This window comes from Bradyrhizobium sp. A5 (assembly GCF_042076515.1).
Classification (GTDB): Bacteria; Pseudomonadota; Alphaproteobacteria; order Rhizobiales; family Xanthobacteraceae; genus Bradyrhizobium; species Bradyrhizobium cosmicum.
The window spans coordinates 3,989,145-4,004,740 of the sequence record NZ_CP148990.1 but is presented as its reverse complement, the minus strand read 5'-3'; the positions used below and the strand labels follow the sequence as shown (position 1 = coordinate 4,004,740).

The 15,596-nt window shown below is 65.6% G+C and carries 17 protein-coding genes; 8 read left to right on the top strand and 9 right to left on the bottom strand.

What is annotated here, in order from left to right:
• Nucleotides 1–45: 45 nt before the first annotated feature.
• The 4 genes from WHZ77_RS19295 to WHZ77_RS19280 all read left to right on the top strand — a co-directional run bounded on the left by WHZ77_RS19295 (nucleotide 46) and on the right by WHZ77_RS19280 (nucleotide 3,880).
• Complete coding sequence (locus WHZ77_RS19295; protein ID WP_375309382.1) at nucleotides 46–1,545, top strand: leucyl aminopeptidase; 1,500 nt, start codon at nucleotides 46–48, stop codon at nucleotides 1,543–1,545.
• A gap of 6 nt (nucleotides 1,546–1,551) precedes the next feature.
• Nucleotides 1,552–2,004 (top strand): DNA polymerase III subunit chi, encoded by a 453-nt coding sequence (locus WHZ77_RS19290; RefSeq protein WP_375309381.1) that lies wholly within the window; start codon nucleotides 1,552–1,554, stop codon nucleotides 2,002–2,004.
• A gap of 166 nt (nucleotides 2,005–2,170) precedes the next feature.
• A complete protein-coding gene (locus WHZ77_RS19285; RefSeq protein ID WP_375309380.1) occupies nucleotides 2,171–2,659 on the top strand; it encodes a hypothetical protein in 489 nt (162 codons plus the stop codon).
• Nucleotides 2,660–2,914: 255 nt separating this feature from the next.
• On the top strand, nucleotides 2,915–3,880 hold the full coding sequence (locus WHZ77_RS19280; RefSeq protein WP_375309379.1) for a tripartite tricarboxylate transporter substrate binding protein BugD: 966 nt from the start codon (nucleotides 2,915–2,917) through the stop codon (nucleotides 3,878–3,880).
• Between the two features lie 2 nt (nucleotides 3,881–3,882).
• Here the strand turns inward: WHZ77_RS19280 and WHZ77_RS19275 are convergent, their stop codons facing one another.
• The 3 genes from WHZ77_RS19275 to WHZ77_RS19265 form a co-directional block, all read right to left on the bottom strand.
• Nucleotides 3,883–5,745, bottom strand: a complete 1,863-nt coding sequence (locus WHZ77_RS19275; RefSeq protein WP_375309378.1) for an ABC-F family ATP-binding cassette domain-containing protein — start codon at nucleotides 5,743–5,745, stop codon at nucleotides 3,883–3,885.
• A 71-nt stretch (nucleotides 5,746–5,816) separates the two neighbouring features.
• Complete coding sequence (locus tag WHZ77_RS19270; protein WP_375309377.1) at nucleotides 5,817–5,990, bottom strand: hypothetical protein; 174 nt, start codon at nucleotides 5,988–5,990, stop codon at nucleotides 5,817–5,819.
• A gap of 227 nt (nucleotides 5,991–6,217) precedes the next feature.
• Nucleotides 6,218–6,472 (bottom strand): sulfur globule protein precursor, encoded by a 255-nt coding sequence (locus WHZ77_RS19265; protein WP_375309376.1) that lies wholly within the window; start codon nucleotides 6,470–6,472, stop codon nucleotides 6,218–6,220.
• 322 nt (nucleotides 6,473–6,794) lie between these two features.
• Between WHZ77_RS19265 and ndk the strand changes: the two genes are divergently transcribed.
• Nucleotides 6,795–7,217, top strand: a complete 423-nt coding sequence (ndk, locus tag WHZ77_RS19260; RefSeq protein ID WP_375309375.1) for a nucleoside-diphosphate kinase — start codon at nucleotides 6,795–6,797, stop codon at nucleotides 7,215–7,217.
• Between the two features lie 44 nt (nucleotides 7,218–7,261).
• Nucleotides 7,262–8,122, top strand: a complete 861-nt coding sequence (locus tag WHZ77_RS19255; protein ID WP_375309374.1) for a TerC family protein — start codon at nucleotides 7,262–7,264, stop codon at nucleotides 8,120–8,122.
• A 49-nt stretch (nucleotides 8,123–8,171) separates the two neighbouring features.
• Here the strand turns inward: WHZ77_RS19255 and ppx are convergent, their stop codons facing one another.
• From ppx to WHZ77_RS19235, 4 genes are all read right to left on the bottom strand, one after another.
• A complete protein-coding gene (gene ppx, locus WHZ77_RS19250) occupies nucleotides 8,172–9,674 on the bottom strand; it encodes an exopolyphosphatase (RefSeq protein WP_375309373.1) in 1,503 nt (500 codons plus the stop codon).
• Between the two features lie 15 nt (nucleotides 9,675–9,689).
• On the bottom strand, nucleotides 9,690–11,879 hold the full coding sequence (locus WHZ77_RS19245) for an RNA degradosome polyphosphate kinase (RefSeq protein WP_375314767.1): 2,190 nt from the start codon (nucleotides 11,877–11,879) through the stop codon (nucleotides 9,690–9,692).
• 143 nt (nucleotides 11,880–12,022) lie between these two features.
• Nucleotides 12,023–12,700, bottom strand: coding sequence for a chromosomal replication initiator DnaA (locus tag WHZ77_RS19240; protein ID WP_375309372.1), 678 nt, complete (start codon nucleotides 12,698–12,700; stop codon nucleotides 12,023–12,025).
• Nucleotides 12,701–12,810: 110 nt separating this feature from the next.
• Entirely contained in the window at nucleotides 12,811–13,353 is a 543-nt protein-coding gene (locus tag WHZ77_RS19235) for a CDP-alcohol phosphatidyltransferase family protein (protein WP_375309371.1), read from the bottom strand.
• 155 nt (nucleotides 13,354–13,508) lie between these two features.
• Between WHZ77_RS19235 and purM the strand changes: the two genes are divergently transcribed.
• Entirely contained in the window at nucleotides 13,509–14,582 is a 1,074-nt protein-coding gene (gene purM, locus WHZ77_RS19230) for a phosphoribosylformylglycinamidine cyclo-ligase (RefSeq protein ID WP_375309370.1), read from the top strand.
• A complete protein-coding gene (purN, locus tag WHZ77_RS19225; RefSeq protein ID WP_375309369.1) occupies nucleotides 14,582–15,235 on the top strand; it encodes a phosphoribosylglycinamide formyltransferase in 654 nt (217 codons plus the stop codon). The genes purM and purN overlap by 1 nt, the downstream gene beginning before the upstream one ends.
• Before the next feature lie 14 nt (nucleotides 15,236–15,249).
• Here the strand turns inward: purN and WHZ77_RS19220 are convergent, their stop codons facing one another.
• Both WHZ77_RS19220 and WHZ77_RS19215 read right to left on the bottom strand, forming a co-directional pair.
• Nucleotides 15,250–15,405, bottom strand: coding sequence for a hypothetical protein (locus WHZ77_RS19220; protein WP_375309368.1), 156 nt, complete (start codon nucleotides 15,403–15,405; stop codon nucleotides 15,250–15,252).
• Nucleotides 15,381–15,590 (bottom strand): DUF6678 family protein, encoded by a 210-nt coding sequence (locus tag WHZ77_RS19215; RefSeq protein WP_375309367.1) that lies wholly within the window; start codon nucleotides 15,588–15,590, stop codon nucleotides 15,381–15,383. Before WHZ77_RS19215 ends, WHZ77_RS19220 begins: the two co-directional genes overlap by 25 nt.
• Nucleotides 15,591–15,596: the final 6 nt, after the last annotated feature.

Here is a 15,596-nt window from a genome sequence, read left to right as displayed (position 1 = left end):
GGGACCGCTAATCGGCAAAAGCCCTATGATTTTGAGGAGTTACCCATGTCCGATGCCATCAAGGTCGGCTTTGTCCCGCTGTCATCAGCCGCCCGTGGCATTCTGGTGGTGTTCTGTGACGACGGCTTGAAGCTGGGGCCGGCGACGGTCAAGGCGCTGGGCGGCGCTGGCGAACTGGTGAAGCGGGCGGCCTCCGCCGCCGGCTTCAAAGGTAAAAGCGGCGCGGCCCTCGACATCCTGGCGCCGGAGGGGGTGAAAGCCACCCGTCTGATCGTCATCGGCGCCGGCAAGGCGGCAGGCCTGAAGGCGAACGACTTCCTCAAATTCGGCGGCGTGGCGGCGGGCAAGCTCTCGGCCAGTGCCGCCGCCATGACCATCCTGGCGGAACTGCCCGATGGCGCCATGACCAGCGAGCAAACGGTCGCGATCGCCGCTGGCCTGCGGCTGCGCGCCTACAAGTTCGACCGCTACAAGACCAAGAAGAAGGAGGGCGAGGAGGGCGGCCTGCGCGCCGATATCTCGCTCGCGGTGGGTGACGTCACCGCCGCGAAAAAGGCGTTTGCCTCGGCGGGCGCTGTCGTCGACGGCGTGATCATCGCGCGCGACCTCGTGAACGAGCCGCCGAACGTGCTTTTCCCCGAGGAATTCGCGCGCCGCGCCAGCCAGCTCCGCAAGCTCGGCGTCAAGGTCGAGGTGCTCGACGTCAAGGCGATGGACAAGCTCGGCATGGGCGCGCTGCTCGGCGTCGGCCAGGGCTCGTCGCGGCCGAGCCGCACCGTGATCATGCGCTGGGACGGCGGCAAGAAGGGCGAGGCGCCGGTCGCCTTCGTCGGCAAGGGTGTCTGCTTCGACACCGGCGGCATCTCGATCAAGCCGGCCGGCAGCATGGAAGACATGAAGGGCGACATGGGGGGCGCGGCCTGCGTCGTCGGCCTGATGCACGCGCTCGCGGCCCGCAAGGCCAAGGCCAACGTGGTCGGCGCCATCGGCCTCGTCGAGAACATGCCCGACGGCAATGCGCAGCGCCCGGGCGACATCGTCACCTCGATGTCGGGCCAGACCATCGAGATCATCAACACCGACGCGGAAGGACGCCTCGTGCTGGCCGACGTGCTCTGGTACGTCGCCAAGAAGACCAAGCCGAAATTCATGGTGGATCTGGCGACGTTGACCGGCGCGATCATGGTCGCGCTGGGCACCGAGCATGCCGGCATGTTCTCCAACAACGACGAGCTCGCCGAACGCCTGCTGACGGCCGGCGTCGAGAGCGGCGAGAAGGTCTGGCGCATGCCGCTCAGCCCCGAATACGACAAGCTGATCGATTCCCAGTTCGCCGACATGAAGAACACCGGCGGCCGCCACGGCGGCTCGATCACCGCGGCGCAGTTCCTCCAGCGCTTCGTCGACGGAACGCCCTGGGCGCATCTCGACATCGCCGGCACCGCCATGGGCGCGCCGAAGACCGACATCAACCAGAGCTGGGGAAGCGGCTATGGCGTCCGGCTGCTTGATCGACTGGTCGCAGATCACTACGAGCGCAAATGATCCAAGATGACTGAAGTGCTGTTCTACCATCTGCAAAACATGACGGTGGAGAACGTGTTGCCGCCGCTTCTCGAGAAATCGCTGGAGCGCGGCTGGCGCGTCGTGGTGCAGGCGACCTCGCCGGAGCGCGCCGATGCGCTGGATGCGCACTTATGGACCTATCGCGACGATTCCTTCCTGCCTCACGCGACATGGCGCGTGAGCGACGCCGCCGATCAGCCGATCGTGCTGGCGGTCGAGGAGGACAATCCCAACGGCGCCAATGTCCGATTCCTGGTCGACGGCTCGGCGCTGCCGCAGGACGCGCAGAGCTATGAGCGCATGGTGCTGCTGTTCAACGGCGACGATCCGGACGCGCTCGCGCTCGCCCGCAGCGCCTGGACGGATTGCAAGGCGCGGGGATTTGATGTCACTTATTGGCAGGCCGACGAACGGGGCCGGTGGCAACGCCGGAATTAGCGGCCGTTCGGAATTAATGATAATTTGCACTTTTCGGGCGATGATGGTTTTTGTCACCTTCGTGCCGCAAAGTGATGTTGGTACAATCGCTTAGGGCTGGTCCTTGACGCGGGGAATTTGGTTTATCGTGCGACATCAAAAGCTTCCCAAGTCGCTCATAGTTGCGTTGGCTGCCGTAGCACCGCTGGTCGCGGGCTGCTCGGGGACCGATCTGCTGTCCAAGGACGCGCAATGGTTCAACACGCCGAGCCGCCTGTTCATCAAGAGCATCTCGATCGAATCGCCGCCGCTGACTCCCGACAAGCCGGTGACGGCGGAGGATATGGTCAGCGCTGACGGGGCCTGTCCCGGCATGGCGCCGCCCCCCGGACCGGCCGATGCCAATGCGTCGACCACGGCACCGGCGCCGATGGGCGGCACCGTCGCGCTCGGCCACACCGAATGCGATGTGGTCCGCGGCATCGGCGCGCCTTCGACCGTCAACCTCTCCAGTGACGGCGCGGGTCGCCGCGTCGCCGTCGTGACCTGGAACACCGGCCCGCGCGCCGGCATCTATACCTTCACGTCCGGCCGCCTGTCCTCGATCGAGGGCACGCCGGAAGCGCCTGTCATGCCGAAGGCGACCAAGCCGAAGGCGAAGAAGAAGTCGGCTTGAAGTTCAGAGCGACTGGCTACTGAATCGGCGCGCCGCCCGCACGCTCGATCAATTCTGCCCATTTAGGGCTTCGTTCTGGATCAGGGCGGCGGCTCCTCCAACGTGCGTGTCACGCCCTCGATGCCGAGCGTCGCGAACTTCTCTCGCGCGGCTGCTGTCGCCATCGTCCTTCTGCGCCTCATGATGGAGTCGCTTTCGAGGTGGCCGCGCGACCGAGAATGCGCTCTTATGGCGTCAGAAAAAATGGAGGAAATTATGCGGCTCATCGCCCTCGTGTCGGCTCTGCTCTTGCCGCTTGGCCCGGCTGTCGCCCAGGACTATCCGACGAGGCCCATCACGATGCTGGTGCCGTTCGCCGCCGGCGGACCGACGGACACCATCGCGCGCCTGACCGCGGCAGGCATGGGGAAATCTCTGGGGCAGCAGATCGTCGTCGAGAACGCGACGGGGGCTGGCGGCACCATCGGATCGACCCGCGCCTCGCGCGCCCAACCGGACGGCTACACGCTGCTCATCCATCATGTCGGCATCTCGACCGCCGCCACGCTGTACCGCAACCTCAGCTATGACACCAAGACGGCGTTTGCGCCGATCGGGCTTGTGACCAACGCGCCGATGACCATCATCGCGCGTCCCGATTTCCCGGCCGACACGCTGAAGGAACTGGTCGCCTACGCCCAGCAGCAGGGCGATAAGCTGACCTACGCCAATGCCGGGTTAGGCGCGGCATCGCATCTCTGCGGCATGCTGTTCATGACGGCGATCCAGAAGCAGCTCACGACGGTGCCCTATAAGGGCAACGGTCCGATCATGAACGATCTTCTCGGCAAGCAGATCGATCTCACCTGCGACCAGGCGACGAACACGACCGGGCCGATCACGGCCAAGCAGGTCAAGGCTTACGCGATCACCACCAAGGAGCGGCTGAAGAGCCTGCCCGATCTGCCGACGGCCGACGAGGCCGGCCTCAAGGGGTTCGAGCTCGGCGTCTGGCACGGCATCTATGCGCCCAAGGGCACGCCGCCCGCGATCGTTCAGAAGCTGACGGCGGCGCTTCAGGCGGCCCTCAGGGATCCCGTGCTGATCGCTCGGTTCAACGACATCAATACGGAGCCGGTCCCTCAGGACAAGGCGACGCCCGAAGCGCTCGGTGCGATGCTCGTCAGCGAGGTCGACCGCTGGGCTCCAATCATCAAGGCAGCCGGACAATATGCCGACTGAATTTAGCCCGCCGCCTCGTCGAATTGCGTGCTCGCCTGCAGCCACTGCTCCTCCGCGCGCGCCAGCGCGTCGGCGGCATTGGCGCGGGCCTTTGACAGTTGCGCGGCCTGCTTGGGATCGCGGGTGAAGATGTCGGGCAGCGACAGCGCGGTGTCGATCTTGGCGATGATGTCGCTGACGCGGGCGATCTCGCTCTCGGCTTCCGCGATGCGCTTCTTCAGCGAGCCGCGATTGTCAGACTTCGGACGTTGCGGCTTCTCAGCTGCGGTGCTGCGCTCGCGCGGGGCCGGTTCGCCGTTGCGCGACGACAGCACCAGGCGGCGGTACTCATCGAGGTCGCCGTCGTAATTGGTAACGGTGCGGTCGGCGACGATCCAGAGCTGGTCGGCGCAGGCCTCGATCAGATAGCGGTCATGCGAGACCATGATCACGGCGCCGGGGAATTCGTTGATGGCTTCGGCAAGCGCGGCGCGGCTGTCGATGTCGAGATGGTTGGTCGGCTCGTCCAGGATGATCATGTTGGGGCCGAAGAAGGTCGCGAGCCCCAGCAGCAGCCGCGCCTTCTCGCCGCCCGACAGTTTGGCCACCTTGGTGTCGGCCGCCTTGCCCGAGAAGCCGATCGCGCCGGCGCGCGCCCGCACTTTTGCCTCGGGCGCATCGCCCATCAGTTTGCGGACGTGGTCGTAGGTGGAGGCGTCCTCGTTCAGTTCGTCGAGCTGATGCTGCGCGAAATAGGCGATCGACAGCTTGTCCGCGCGCGTCACCTTGCCGGAGAACGGCGCGAGGCGTCCGGCGAGCAGCTTGACCAGCGTCGACTTGCCGTTGCCGTTGGCACCTAACAGCGCGATGCGATCGTCATTGTCGATGCGGAGCGTAACGCGGCTCAGCACAGGTGCTGCCGGATCGTAGCCGACCGAGGCGTTGTCGACGGCGATGATCGGCGGCGACAGGATCTTCTCCGGCGCGGGAAAGCTGATCTCGCGCACGTCCGCAGTGACCAGGGCCGTGATCGGCTTCAGCCGCTCCAGCATCTTGACGCGGGACTGTGCCTGCCGGGCCTTGGAGGCTTTGGCCTTGAAGCGATCGACGAAGGCCTGCAGCCGCGCGCGTTCGGCTTCCTGGCGCTTGACCGCCTTGGCATCGAGCAGTTCCCGCATGGCGCGTTGCTCCTCGAAGGAGGAATAAGTGCCCTTGTAGAGCGTGAGCTTGCCGCGCTCCAGATGCAGGATCTGGTCGACCGAGCTTTCAAGCAGGTCGCGGTCATGGCTGATCACGATCACCGTGCGCGGATAATGTGCGAGGTGATCCTCCAGCCACAGCGTGCCTTCGAGATCGAGATAGTTGGTGGGCTCGTCGAGCAGCAACAGGTCGGGGGCCGCGAACAGGGTGGCGGCGAGCGCGACGCGCATGCGCCAGCCGCCGGAGAATTCGGCGCAGGGGCGCAGTTGGTCGGCGGCAGAGAAGCCGAGACCGGACAGGATCGCGGCGGCGCGGCTCGGCGCCGAATGCGCGTCGATGTCGACCAGCCGAGTCTGGATCTCCGCGATCCGGTGCGGATCGGTGGCGCTTTCGGCTTCCTGAAGCAGCGCGTCGCGTTCGAGATCGGCCTTGAGCACGACGGAGATCAGGCTTTCCGGGCCGTTCGGTGCCTCCTGTGCGAGGCTGCCGACGCGCCAGCGCGGCGGCAGGGTCACCGTGCCGTGCTCGGCCGAAAGCTCACCCCGGATCACCTTGAACAGCGTCGACTTGCCGGTGCCGTTGCGTCCGACCATGCCGACGCGCGATCCGGGCGTGATCTGTACGGAGCTCTGGTCAATCAGAAGGCGTCCGGCGAGGCGGATTGAGAGGTCGGTGATAGCAAGCATGCGGCGTTGTCACCGCAGCCGGGAACAAACGCAACCCGTTTTTCCGTGTGTGCGCCGGTCAGCGTCTCAAGTCAGTGCGAATCGCGGTCGCGCTTCTTCAACTCGTCGAGGAGCTGCTCGAGATGGGTCGGGAGCCGGGGGTCGGGGCGCAGGCGCTGCTGCAGCCGTTCGCCCACGGCATCACAAATCGAGCGGCTGGTGCGCCGGTCGATCCGTTCGCTGTCATTGGCATAAAGGCTGGGCATCGCCGGGTTCCGTGTTTGCAAAGTAATGACACGGTATCAAGTCATTGGCCCCCAAAATGGTTTCGCCATTGGTGGGGGAACGCCCGGCATCCTCGTGAAAATTGCATGAGCTCGTCGTATTGGCCCAAATACAAAGCCCCGGCGCAGGGGAACGCCGGGGCCTCGCTTGGAAGGCACCTTGGGGCAAAGGTACCTCTGGAAGGTATTTTAGAAAGGTGCTGTCGGGCTCAGTAGCAGCGGTTGATCATCCGCCAGCGGGGTCCCCAGGGGGTCGGGACCAGCCGGCGCACATAGCAGCCGCCATAACCGTAGGAGACGACCGGACCGCGGCCGTAGAAGCGCGGGCCGCCAAAGCCGTAGCCGTGGCCCCAGCCGCCGCCATGCCAGCCGCCGCCGTGCCAGTGAGCGGAGGCGGAGGTCGGCGCCAGCGCGGCGCCCAGCGCGAGCGCGGCAACTGCGGCAAGCGAAAGTTTCCTCAACATGGTGATCTCCTCAGAACTGCCGGCGCGAAGCTATCGCGTCGATGGAAAGGCCTCCGAAACGGTCTGCCTCATGCTTGAATTCATGTTCGGGCTTCGGTTTCGATGGTCCGACCTTACGCCGGCGAAGCTGAACCAAAGCCTGAATGGAGGCTTCAGATTGGGTTCATCTGGGTGAAACCTCGGTAATCCAAGCCCGGGTTGGCGGGGCGGCCTGCGGCGAAGCGCCTGTGAGAGCCGTTTCTGGCCTCGCTTGCCGTATCGCGACAGCGCCGATATAAGCCCGGCAACTCCGAACCACCGCTTTCTTCTCAAGGACAAGATTATGGCCATCGAACGCACTTTCTCGATCATCAAGCCCGATGCGACCGCGCGTAACCTGACCGGTGCGGTCAACGCCGTGATCGAGAAGGCGGGCTTGCGCATCGTCGCGCAGAAGCGCATCCGCATGACCAAGGAACAGGCCGAGACCTTCTATGCCGTCCACAAGGCTCGCCCGTTCTTCGGCGAGCTCGTCGAGTTCATGACCTCGGGCCCGGTGGTTGTGCAGGTCCTCGAAGGCGAGGGTGCCGTCGTCAAGTACCGCGACGCGATGGGTGCGACCGATCCGTCCAAGGCGGCCGAGGGCACCATCCGCAAGCTCTACGCAAAGTCGATCGGCGAGAATTCCGCTCACGGCTCGGATGCGCCGGAGACCGCCGCGATCGAGATCGCGCAGTTCTTCTCGGGCAACGAGATCGTCGGCTGATTGATCAGCCGACAGGTTAGGGCGACGCGGCGAAAGGACTCATTGTGAATTGGCTCTGGCAGATCTTCGATCCCGCTACGATCGGGGCATTCTTCACCCAGTTCCGCAATGAGATGGCCGAACCGACCTTCTGGATTGCGGTCGGCAAGATCATCTGGATCAACATCCTGCTCTCCGGCGACAACGCGCTGGTGATTGCGCTCGCCTGCCGCGGCCTCAAGCCGCGGCATCGGCTGTGGGGCATGATCTTCGGTGCCGGCGCAGCCGTGCTGCTGCGGATCATCTTCACCGGCATCGTCGCGAGCCTGATGGAGCTGCCATATCTCAAGCTTGTCGGCGGTCTCGCGCTGATCGTGATCGCGGCGAAGCTGCTGGTGCCGGAGAACGAGGACGAGGACGACGTCGAGTCCGCCTCGCATCTCTGGCAGGCGGTGCAGATCGTCGTCGTCGCCGACATCGTCATGAGTCTCGACAACGTCATCGCGGTCGCGGCCGCCGCCAATGGTAGTGTGCCGCTCTTGATCCTCGGTCTTGCCATCAGCGTTCCCCTGATCGTCGCCGGTGCGGCGCTGATCATGGCGCTGCTCGCAAAGCTGCCGGTCCTGGTGTGGGCCGGTGCGGCGCTGCTCGGCTGGGTCGCCGGCGAGGTGATCGCGACCGACCCCGGCATCGAGCCGAGACTGCACACGGTATTCGCGGGTCCCGTCGGGGCGTCGCTGGACTCGGTGCTGGCCGTACTGCGGATCCCGCCGCAATTTGCCCACGCCGGACCCGCCGCAGAATATCTCTGCGCGGCCCTCGGCGTTCTCGTCGTGCTGGTCGTCGGCACCATCTGGCGCCGGCGCAGCATGAGCCAGGCCGCGCTCGAATCCTCCGAGCGCCACGCCAAGGCGTCGGCGGAGTAAAGTTTTTCGAGGACGCGCACTTCACCTCTCCCAGCCGGGGAGAGGCAAGCTAGCGCCGGACGATCGAGCCCGCGCGCCCGATCAGGCGGGCGAGCTGCTTGAAGCGGCTGCCGACGCGGTCGGCGACGAGGTCGCCGAGCCGGTGCTCGAACACCAGCATCAGATTGCGGCCCCGATTGCGGAAATGCGTGGCGGGCAGCACGCCCGGGCGTGCCGCCGAAATCAGGTGTGCGACGCGGAACGCCGCACCCAACAGACGGGCGCGTTCGAGCTGGGCCGGCGTCAGCAACTCCTGCGTCGTCAGCGGCGGCTGGTTCTCCTCGCTCAGGCCCGCATAACGGTAGAACACGGACAGGCCGACGAAGGCGCGCTCGGTGTGGGTGATCGCGCCGAAATTGCCGTTGACGACGAGGCTCAGCGTCTGCTCGCCGCGATGGTCGGGATGCACGCGCCAGCCGATGTCGGAGAGCAGGCACGCCGCGTGGCGCAGCCGGCGGTCCTCGTCGGTCTCGCGCAGCTTCACCACGCGCGCGAGGCGATCGGTCCAGGCGATCAGCTCGCGGGCGTGCTTGGCCGAGCGCGACAGCAACTGGTTCAGCTCTTCCGCCGCGCAGATCAAACCGTCCTTGTTGCGCTCGGACTCGGTCAGCTTCTCGTGCAGCAGGCCCTCGCGTACGCCGAAGGTCGAGAACACGATGGTCTTCGGTTTCGCGACCCGGATGATGTGCTCGAGCACCAGCGCGGCATAGGTGAGGAGCGGGCGGCGTGCGTCGGCGACGACCTCGATGTCGGCGAGCATGCCGGTGGCCGCAAGGCGGCGTAGACGGCGCGAGAAGTCGAGCGCCTCGGCAGCCGAAATCGAGTAGCCGTGCATCACCTGGAGCGGATAGCCGCTCTGGAGGATGTGGATGCGCGCGAGCGCGCGCCAGGTGCCGCCGACGGCGTAGAAGGTGCGGCCGTGGCCCGCGGCGAGCTGCGGCACCTCGTCGAGCTCCTCGCGCACGATGCGGTCGGCGCGCTTGAGCGATTTGTGCGCGAGGTCCTGCAGCGCGAGGCCGCCGAGCGGCAGCGTCACGCCGCTGCGCACGCTGTTCCTGCGCACGTCGATCAGCTCGAGCGAGCCGCCGCCGAGATCGCCGACGATGCCGTCGGGATGATGGATGCCGGAGATGACGCCGAGCGCCGACAGCCGCGCCTCGCGCGGGCCCGACAGGATCTCGATCTTCACGGCGCAGATGCGCTCGGCTTTCGCGATGAAGTCCGGGCCGTTGGAGGCGTCGCGGCAGGCCGCGGTGGCAATCGCGAACACGCGCCCGACCTGCATCACCCGGCACAGCGCGCGGAAGCGCTTCAGCGAGGTCAGCGCCTTGTCGACGGCGTCGGGCGCAAGCAGGCCCGTGCTCTGCACCTCGCGCCCGAGGCCGCACAGCGTCTTCTCGTTGAAGATCGGTATGAGGCTCCGCGCCAATCCCTCGTAGACGACGAGACGGACCGAGTTGGAACCGATATCGATGACAGCGACGCTCGAGCCGCGCTTGCGCGGCCGCTTCACGTCAGCGATCCCGGATCAGGATTGATGACGTTCATTACGGCGCGTGAGACGGCGCGGCGAGGATTCCTTGAGCGACTTTCCACGGCCAGACAGACTCGGATTTGTCATGAAGTAGTTGTGGACGTTGAAAGGCTCCTCGCCCTTCGCGGCCTTCATACGCGTTGAGGACCCGTCCGGCAACAATTGCCAGCTCTGCTCATTGTCCTTGAGATTCGCGACCATGATCTGTTCGAGAACCTGCTGATGCACCGTGGGATTTTGCAGCGGACACAGCACCTCGACGCGGCGGTCGAGGTTGCGCGGCATCATGTCGGCCGAGGAGATATACACAGCCGCTTTGGCGCCCGGCAGGCCCTGGCCCATGCCGAAGCAGTAGATTCGGCCGTGTTCCAGGAAGCGTCCGATGATCGACTTGACGCGGATGTTCTCCGAGAGGCCGGGAATGCCGGGCCTGAGGCAACAGATGCCGCGCACCACGAGCTCGACCTGAACGCCGGCCTGCGAGGCCTCGTAGAGCGCGTCGATGATGTCGGGGTCGACCAGCGCATTCATCTTCATCCAGACCGCGCCCGGACGGCCGTGCTTGGCGTGTGCGGTCTCGCCCTGGATGTGCTCGATGATACGCTTGCGCAAGGTCAGCGGCGACACCGCCATCTTTTCGAGGTCGCTGGGCGCGGCATAGCCGGTGATGAAGTTGAACACGCGCGCGGCGTCGCGACCGATGGTCGGGTCCGAGGTAAAATAGGAGAGGTCGGTGTAGATGCGCGCGGTCACGGGGTGGTAATTGCCGGTGCCGGTGTGGACGTAGGTCGTGAGGCTGCCGCCCTCGCGGCGCACCACCATCGAGAGCTTGGCGTGCGTCTTCAATTCGAGGAAGCCGTAGACGACCTGCACGCCGGCGCGTTCGAGGTCGCGCGCCCAGCGGATGTTGGCCTCCTCGTCGAAGCGCGCTTTCAGCTCGATCAGCGCGGTGACGGACTTGCCGGCTTCGGCGGCCTCCGCGAGTGTGCGCACGATCGGCGAGTTGTTGGAGGTGCGGTAGAGCGTCTGCTTGATCGCGACGACGTCGGGGTCGCGTGCGGCCTGCTGCAGGAACTGCACCACCACGTCGAAGGATTCGTAGGGGTGATGGACGACGAGGTCCTTCTGCCGGATCGCGGCAAAGATGTCGCCGCCATGCTCGCGCACACGCTCGGGATGGCGTGGCACGTAAGGGGTGAATTCGAGGTCGGGGCGGTCGAGGCGGGTGAGCTGCGAGAGCTCGTTCATCGCGAGCACGCCGTCGACCAGGAACACCTCGTCGTCGGCCGTCGAGAGCGCATGCTGGACGAAGTTGCGCAACTGCTCCGGCATCTTGGCGTCGATCTCGAGCCGGATCACCGAGCCGCGTCGGCGGCGCTTGAGCGCGGTCTCGAACAGGCGGACGAGGTCCTCGGCCTCTTCCTCGATTTCGAGCTCGGAGTCGCGGATGATGCGGAAGGCGCCCAGGCCGTGGAGGTTGTAGCCGGGGAAGAGCCGGTTGATGAAGAGGCCCGTCGCCTGCTCCAGCGAGATCAGGCGCACCTTGCCCTCGGTCGGCAGACGGATGAAGCGGTCGATCTTGCCGGGCATGCGGATCAGCGCGTTCATCTGTCTGCCGTCGGCGGCGCGCTTCAGCTGCAGCGCGATGGTGAAGCCGAGGCTCGGAATGAACGGGAAGGGGTGGGCCGGGTCGATCGCGAGCGGCGTCAGCAGCGGGAACACGTTGTTGAGGAAGTAGTCCTCGATCCAGCTCCGTTCCGCCTTGGTGACGTCCTTGCCGTCGACCAGGATGATGCCGACATCGGCCAGCGTGCCGCGCAGGTCGGCCCAGATCGCCTGCTGGTCGGAGGCAAGCTGCGAGACGGTTCGGTTGATCAGCGCGAGCTGCTCGGACGGGGTCAGGCCGTCGGGGGCGCGTTCGGCAATGCCCTCGCGGATCTGAGCCTTGATGCCGGCGACGCGGACCATGAAGAACTCGTCGAGGTTATTCGCTGAAATCGACAGGAACCGCACCCGCTCCAGCACGGGGTGACTGGGATTGACCGATTCCTCGAGGACGCGGCGGTTGAAATGCAGCCAGGACAGCTCGCGATTGATGAATCGCTCGGGACTCGACGCGATCGCCGGCAGGCTCTCGGTCTCCGTGGCTTTTTCTTTGTTTTCAACAGTTTGCGCGGAGTCCATGAGAAGTCGGTCCATCCAGTTCGCCCCAATTTGCGATCACATGCGCAAAACCGGCGGGAGCATGTGTTAGTCCGATGACGTTTCGATGACATTGATGTTCCGCCGCCGCGCCGCGTCAAGCGGCCATAGGGCGGACGACCAGGTCAGGCGTCCCGGAGCAGCTCGGCGGCCAGCGCCCTTGTGACGGGGCGGCCGAGCCGCAGGGCCTCGCTGTCGAGCAGTTCCACGGCCCGCCGGGCGGCCGCCGAGGATCGCTCCAGGCGGGTAGCGAGGTAGCTGACCACGCTCTCGTCCACGGCGAGCTGGCGATCCGCGCAGAATTTGACGATCAGGCCGCGGAAAAGCTGGTCATCGGGCGGCAGCAGCGAGATGACAGGCACCGCGCGCAGCCGCGAGCGCAGGTCGCGCAGCTCGATCTGAAGCGATGACGGCACCTCGCGTCCCGTGAGCAGGACATAGGCGCCGTCCTCGCGGGCGAGGTTCATCAGGTGGAACAAGGCGCGCTCGTCGAACGCCCCGGCCTTGAGATCCTCGACCACCAGTGCGCCGGTGGCGAGCGCGCCCGGAACGGCTTCGGCGGTCAGCCCGTCGGCTGCGGTCGAGCGGGCACCGGCGTCCTCTGCCCAGATCGCGGCGAGATGGCTCTTGCCGCTTCCTTCCGGGCCGGCCAGCCACATGATCCGGTTCGGCCATTCGGGCCAGGCATCGACGAGGGCAAGACCGGCGGAGTTGGCCGGGCCTTCGAGGAAATTGTCCCGGCTGAGGCTCTCCGCATGCGGAAGCGAGAACGCCAATTGTCGGGGGTGAACGCGGCCTGCCACGCTTGCTGTGCTCCGTGCCGGCGCGCCGGCTTGGTTTGAAAGGGTCGACGTATCGAGCGGGAGTTGGCCTTTTGCGGGGCCGCCTCCCGGCTCATTTAGCTTCGATCGCTTTACCTGGCGTCGATCGTGCTCATGTGCCGCAGCCACTCGACGAGGTACAGCGACACCGAGGACAGCGTGAAGACCGTCACGAGGCCCATCAGGATCATATCATAGGGCGCCGCCTTGAAGCCAAAGGCGAGGGCGGCCAGCACCAGGGCCGCGTAGCCGACCTGGGCCGCGGTGTTGAGCTTCGACACTTTCGAGGGCTTCATCTCGACCGGCTTGTCGAACAGCCAGGAGACGATCACCGCGGTGACGATCATGATGTCGCGCGACACCACCAGGATGACGATCCAGCGCGGGATGTCGCCCCAGATGCCGAGCGCCAGGTAGATCGAGACCAGCAGCGCCTTGTCGGCGAGCGGGTCGAGTAGGGCGCCGAGCTCGCTCGTCATGTTGAAGCGCTTGGCCAGGAACCCGTCGACGGCATCGCTGATGCCGGCGATCAGGAACACGGCGAACGCCACTTCCATTTGGCTCGACACGATGGCCCAGACGATGATCGGGACCAGCAAGATGCGGCCCAGGGTAATGATATTCGGAATACTCACACGGCGCTTCCCGGCACCCGGCCTGACCTCGAATCCCGCCTCTTGGGGAGGCTGAACCGGTTGATATCTACATAGTATAGGGCGGGGCGCCATGCGAGCCATTGCGCGTCCCCGGAATTCGACGTAACCAGCCGCAAACCCACTGGAAATCGGGCATGACCGACCGCAAAAACGGCCTCACTTACGCCGATTCAGGCGTCGATATCGATGCGGGCAACCGCCTGGTCGACCTGATCAAGCCGATGGTGCGCGCCACCGCACGGCCCGGCGCCGACGCCGAGATCGGCGGTTTCGGCGGCCTGTTCGATCTCAAGGCGGCCGGATTCAAGGACCCCATCCTCGTCGCCGCCACCGACGGCGTCGGCACCAAGGTAAAGATCGCGATCGAGACCGGCCTGCATGGCGGGATCGGCATCGACCTCGTCGCCATGAGCGTCAACGACCTCGTGGTGCAGGGCGCCGAGCCGCTGTTCTTCCTGGACTATTTTGCCTGCGGCAAGCTCGATCCGGAGGCGACCGCTTCGATCGTCGCCGGCGTTGCCGAAGGCTGCCGCGAATCCGGCTGCGCGCTGATCGGCGGCGAGACCGCCGAGATGCCCGGCCTCTACAAGGACGGCGACTACGATCTCGGCGGCTTTGCCGTCGGCGCCGCCGAGCGCGGCACGCTGCTGCCGCGCAAGGACATCACCGCGGGCGATGCCGTGATCGGCCTCGCCTCGTCGGGCGTGCACTCCAACGGCTTCTCGCTGGTGCGCAAGATCGTCGAGCAGTCGGGCCTCGGCTTCGAGGCGCAGGCGCCGTTCGCGCCGGTCATGACACTCGGCGGCGCGCTGCTGACGCCGACCAGGCTCTATGTCAAATCCTGCCTGCGCGCGATCCGCGAGACCGGCGCGGTGAAGGGGCTCGCCCACATCACCGGCGGTGGCTTCACCGACAACATTCCGCGCGTGCTGCCGAACCATCTCGGCGTCGGCATTGACCTCGCGCGCCTGCCGGTGCTGCCGGTGTTCAAATGGCTGGCGGCGCAGGCCGGCATCGCCGAGCTGGAAATGCTGCGCACCTTCAACTGCGGCATCGGCATGATCGCGATCGTCGAGCCGGACAAGGTCGACGAGGTCGTGCGGGTCTTCACCGATGCCGGCGAGACGGTGGCGCAACTCGGCACCGTGATCCCGGCCGAGGGCGAGCACCGCGTCGTCTATAACGGCCACCTCGATCTGGCGCTGTGATGAAGCGCCGCGTCGCCATCCTGATTTCGGGCCGCGGCTCTAACATGTCCGCCCTGATCAGGGCCGCCACTGCTGCGGATTTTCCGGCGGAGATCTCGCTCGTCATCTCGAACAAGGCCGATGCGCCCGGGCTCGAACGGGCCAAAGCGAGCGGCGTCAACACGCTGGTGATCGAGAGCAAGCCGTTCGGCAAGGACCGCGCCGGCTTCGAGAAGGTGCTGCAGGCAGCCCTCGACCAGTACGGCATCGAGCTGATTTGCCTGGGCGGCTTCATGCGCCTGTTCACGGCCGAGTTCACGAGAGCCTGGTACGGGCGGATGCTCAACATCCACCCGTCGCTGCTGCCGTCGTTCCCAGGTTTGGACCCGCACGGCCAGGCCCTGCGCGCCGGCGTAAAACTGTCTGGCGCGACGGTGCACTTCGTCATCCCCGAGACCGACGCCGGCCCGATCGTGATGCAGGGCGCGGTCCCCGTCAGCGACCATGATACGGGCGACACGCTGTCGGAGCGCATCCTCGAGGTCGAGCACCGCATCTATCCCGAAGCGCTGCGGCTGCTCGCAACTGGAAAGGTCCAGATCGCGGGCGACGTCTGCAAGACGGCGGGTAGCGGGCCGTCCGAGAATTTTCTAGTTTCGCCGGTGGTGAGCTAAGGCAGTCAGAGCAGTTATTCAATAGAGTTGGCCGGCTCGCCGTTGCGAACATATCCGAAAATGCGGAAACCTTCGTCTGTTTCCTCTCCTGCAAACCGGATACGTTTCCAGACTGCTCGGACAAGATCTCGCTGACGCGCCGTCTTCACGGACAGTTCGGCCCACTCCATCGATTCCCAACCACCGTCCTGCCAGTGGTAATACCATTCCCCATCCCAGCGACCGAGGACCCGCCTTCAAGGTCTTTGCAGCGAAAATCGGGTTGATCGGCACCATCGAGGCCAAGCATTGCGGCCCGCAGTTCTCGCCATTTGGTGTCATTGGCGACCGAGAAATACTCCGATCGTTGGATCATCGATTT

What these genes read in the sequence shown, in the direction of transcription:
- WHZ77_RS19295 (WP_375309382.1), top strand. Translation starts at nt 46, where the DNA reads ATGTCCGATGCCATCAAGGTCGGCTTTGTCCCGCTGTCATCAGCCGCC.
- WHZ77_RS19290 (WP_375309381.1), top strand. Translation starts at nt 1,552, where the DNA reads ATGACTGAAGTGCTGTTCTACCATCTGCAAAACATGACGGTGGAGAAC.
- WHZ77_RS19280 (WP_375309379.1), top strand. Translation starts at nt 2,915, where the DNA reads ATGCGGCTCATCGCCCTCGTGTCGGCTCTGCTCTTGCCGCTTGGCCCG.
- WHZ77_RS19275 (WP_375309378.1), bottom strand. Translation starts at nt 5,745, where the DNA reads ATGCTTGCTATCACCGACCTCTCAATCCGCCTCGCCGGACGCCTTCTG.
- WHZ77_RS19270 (WP_375309377.1), bottom strand. Translation starts at nt 5,990, where the DNA reads ATGCCCAGCCTTTATGCCAATGACAGCGAACGGATCGACCGGCGCACC.
- WHZ77_RS19265 (WP_375309376.1), bottom strand. Translation starts at nt 6,472, where the DNA reads ATGTTGAGGAAACTTTCGCTTGCCGCAGTTGCCGCGCTCGCGCTGGGC.
- ndk (WP_375309375.1), top strand. Translation starts at nt 6,795, where the DNA reads ATGGCCATCGAACGCACTTTCTCGATCATCAAGCCCGATGCGACCGCG.
- WHZ77_RS19245 (WP_375314767.1), bottom strand. Translation starts at nt 11,879, where the DNA reads ATGGACTCCGCGCAAACTGTTGAAAACAAAGAAAAAGCCACGGAGACC.
- purM (WP_375309370.1), top strand. Translation starts at nt 13,509, where the DNA reads ATGACCGACCGCAAAAACGGCCTCACTTACGCCGATTCAGGCGTCGAT.
- purN (WP_375309369.1), top strand. Translation starts at nt 14,582, where the DNA reads ATGAAGCGCCGCGTCGCCATCCTGATTTCGGGCCGCGGCTCTAACATG.
- WHZ77_RS19220 (WP_375309368.1), bottom strand. Translation starts at nt 15,405, where the DNA reads ATGGAGTGGGCCGAACTGTCCGTGAAGACGGCGCGTCAGCGAGATCTT.
- WHZ77_RS19215 (WP_375309367.1), bottom strand. Translation starts at nt 15,590, where the DNA reads ATGATCCAACGATCGGAGTATTTCTCGGTCGCCAATGACACCAAATGG.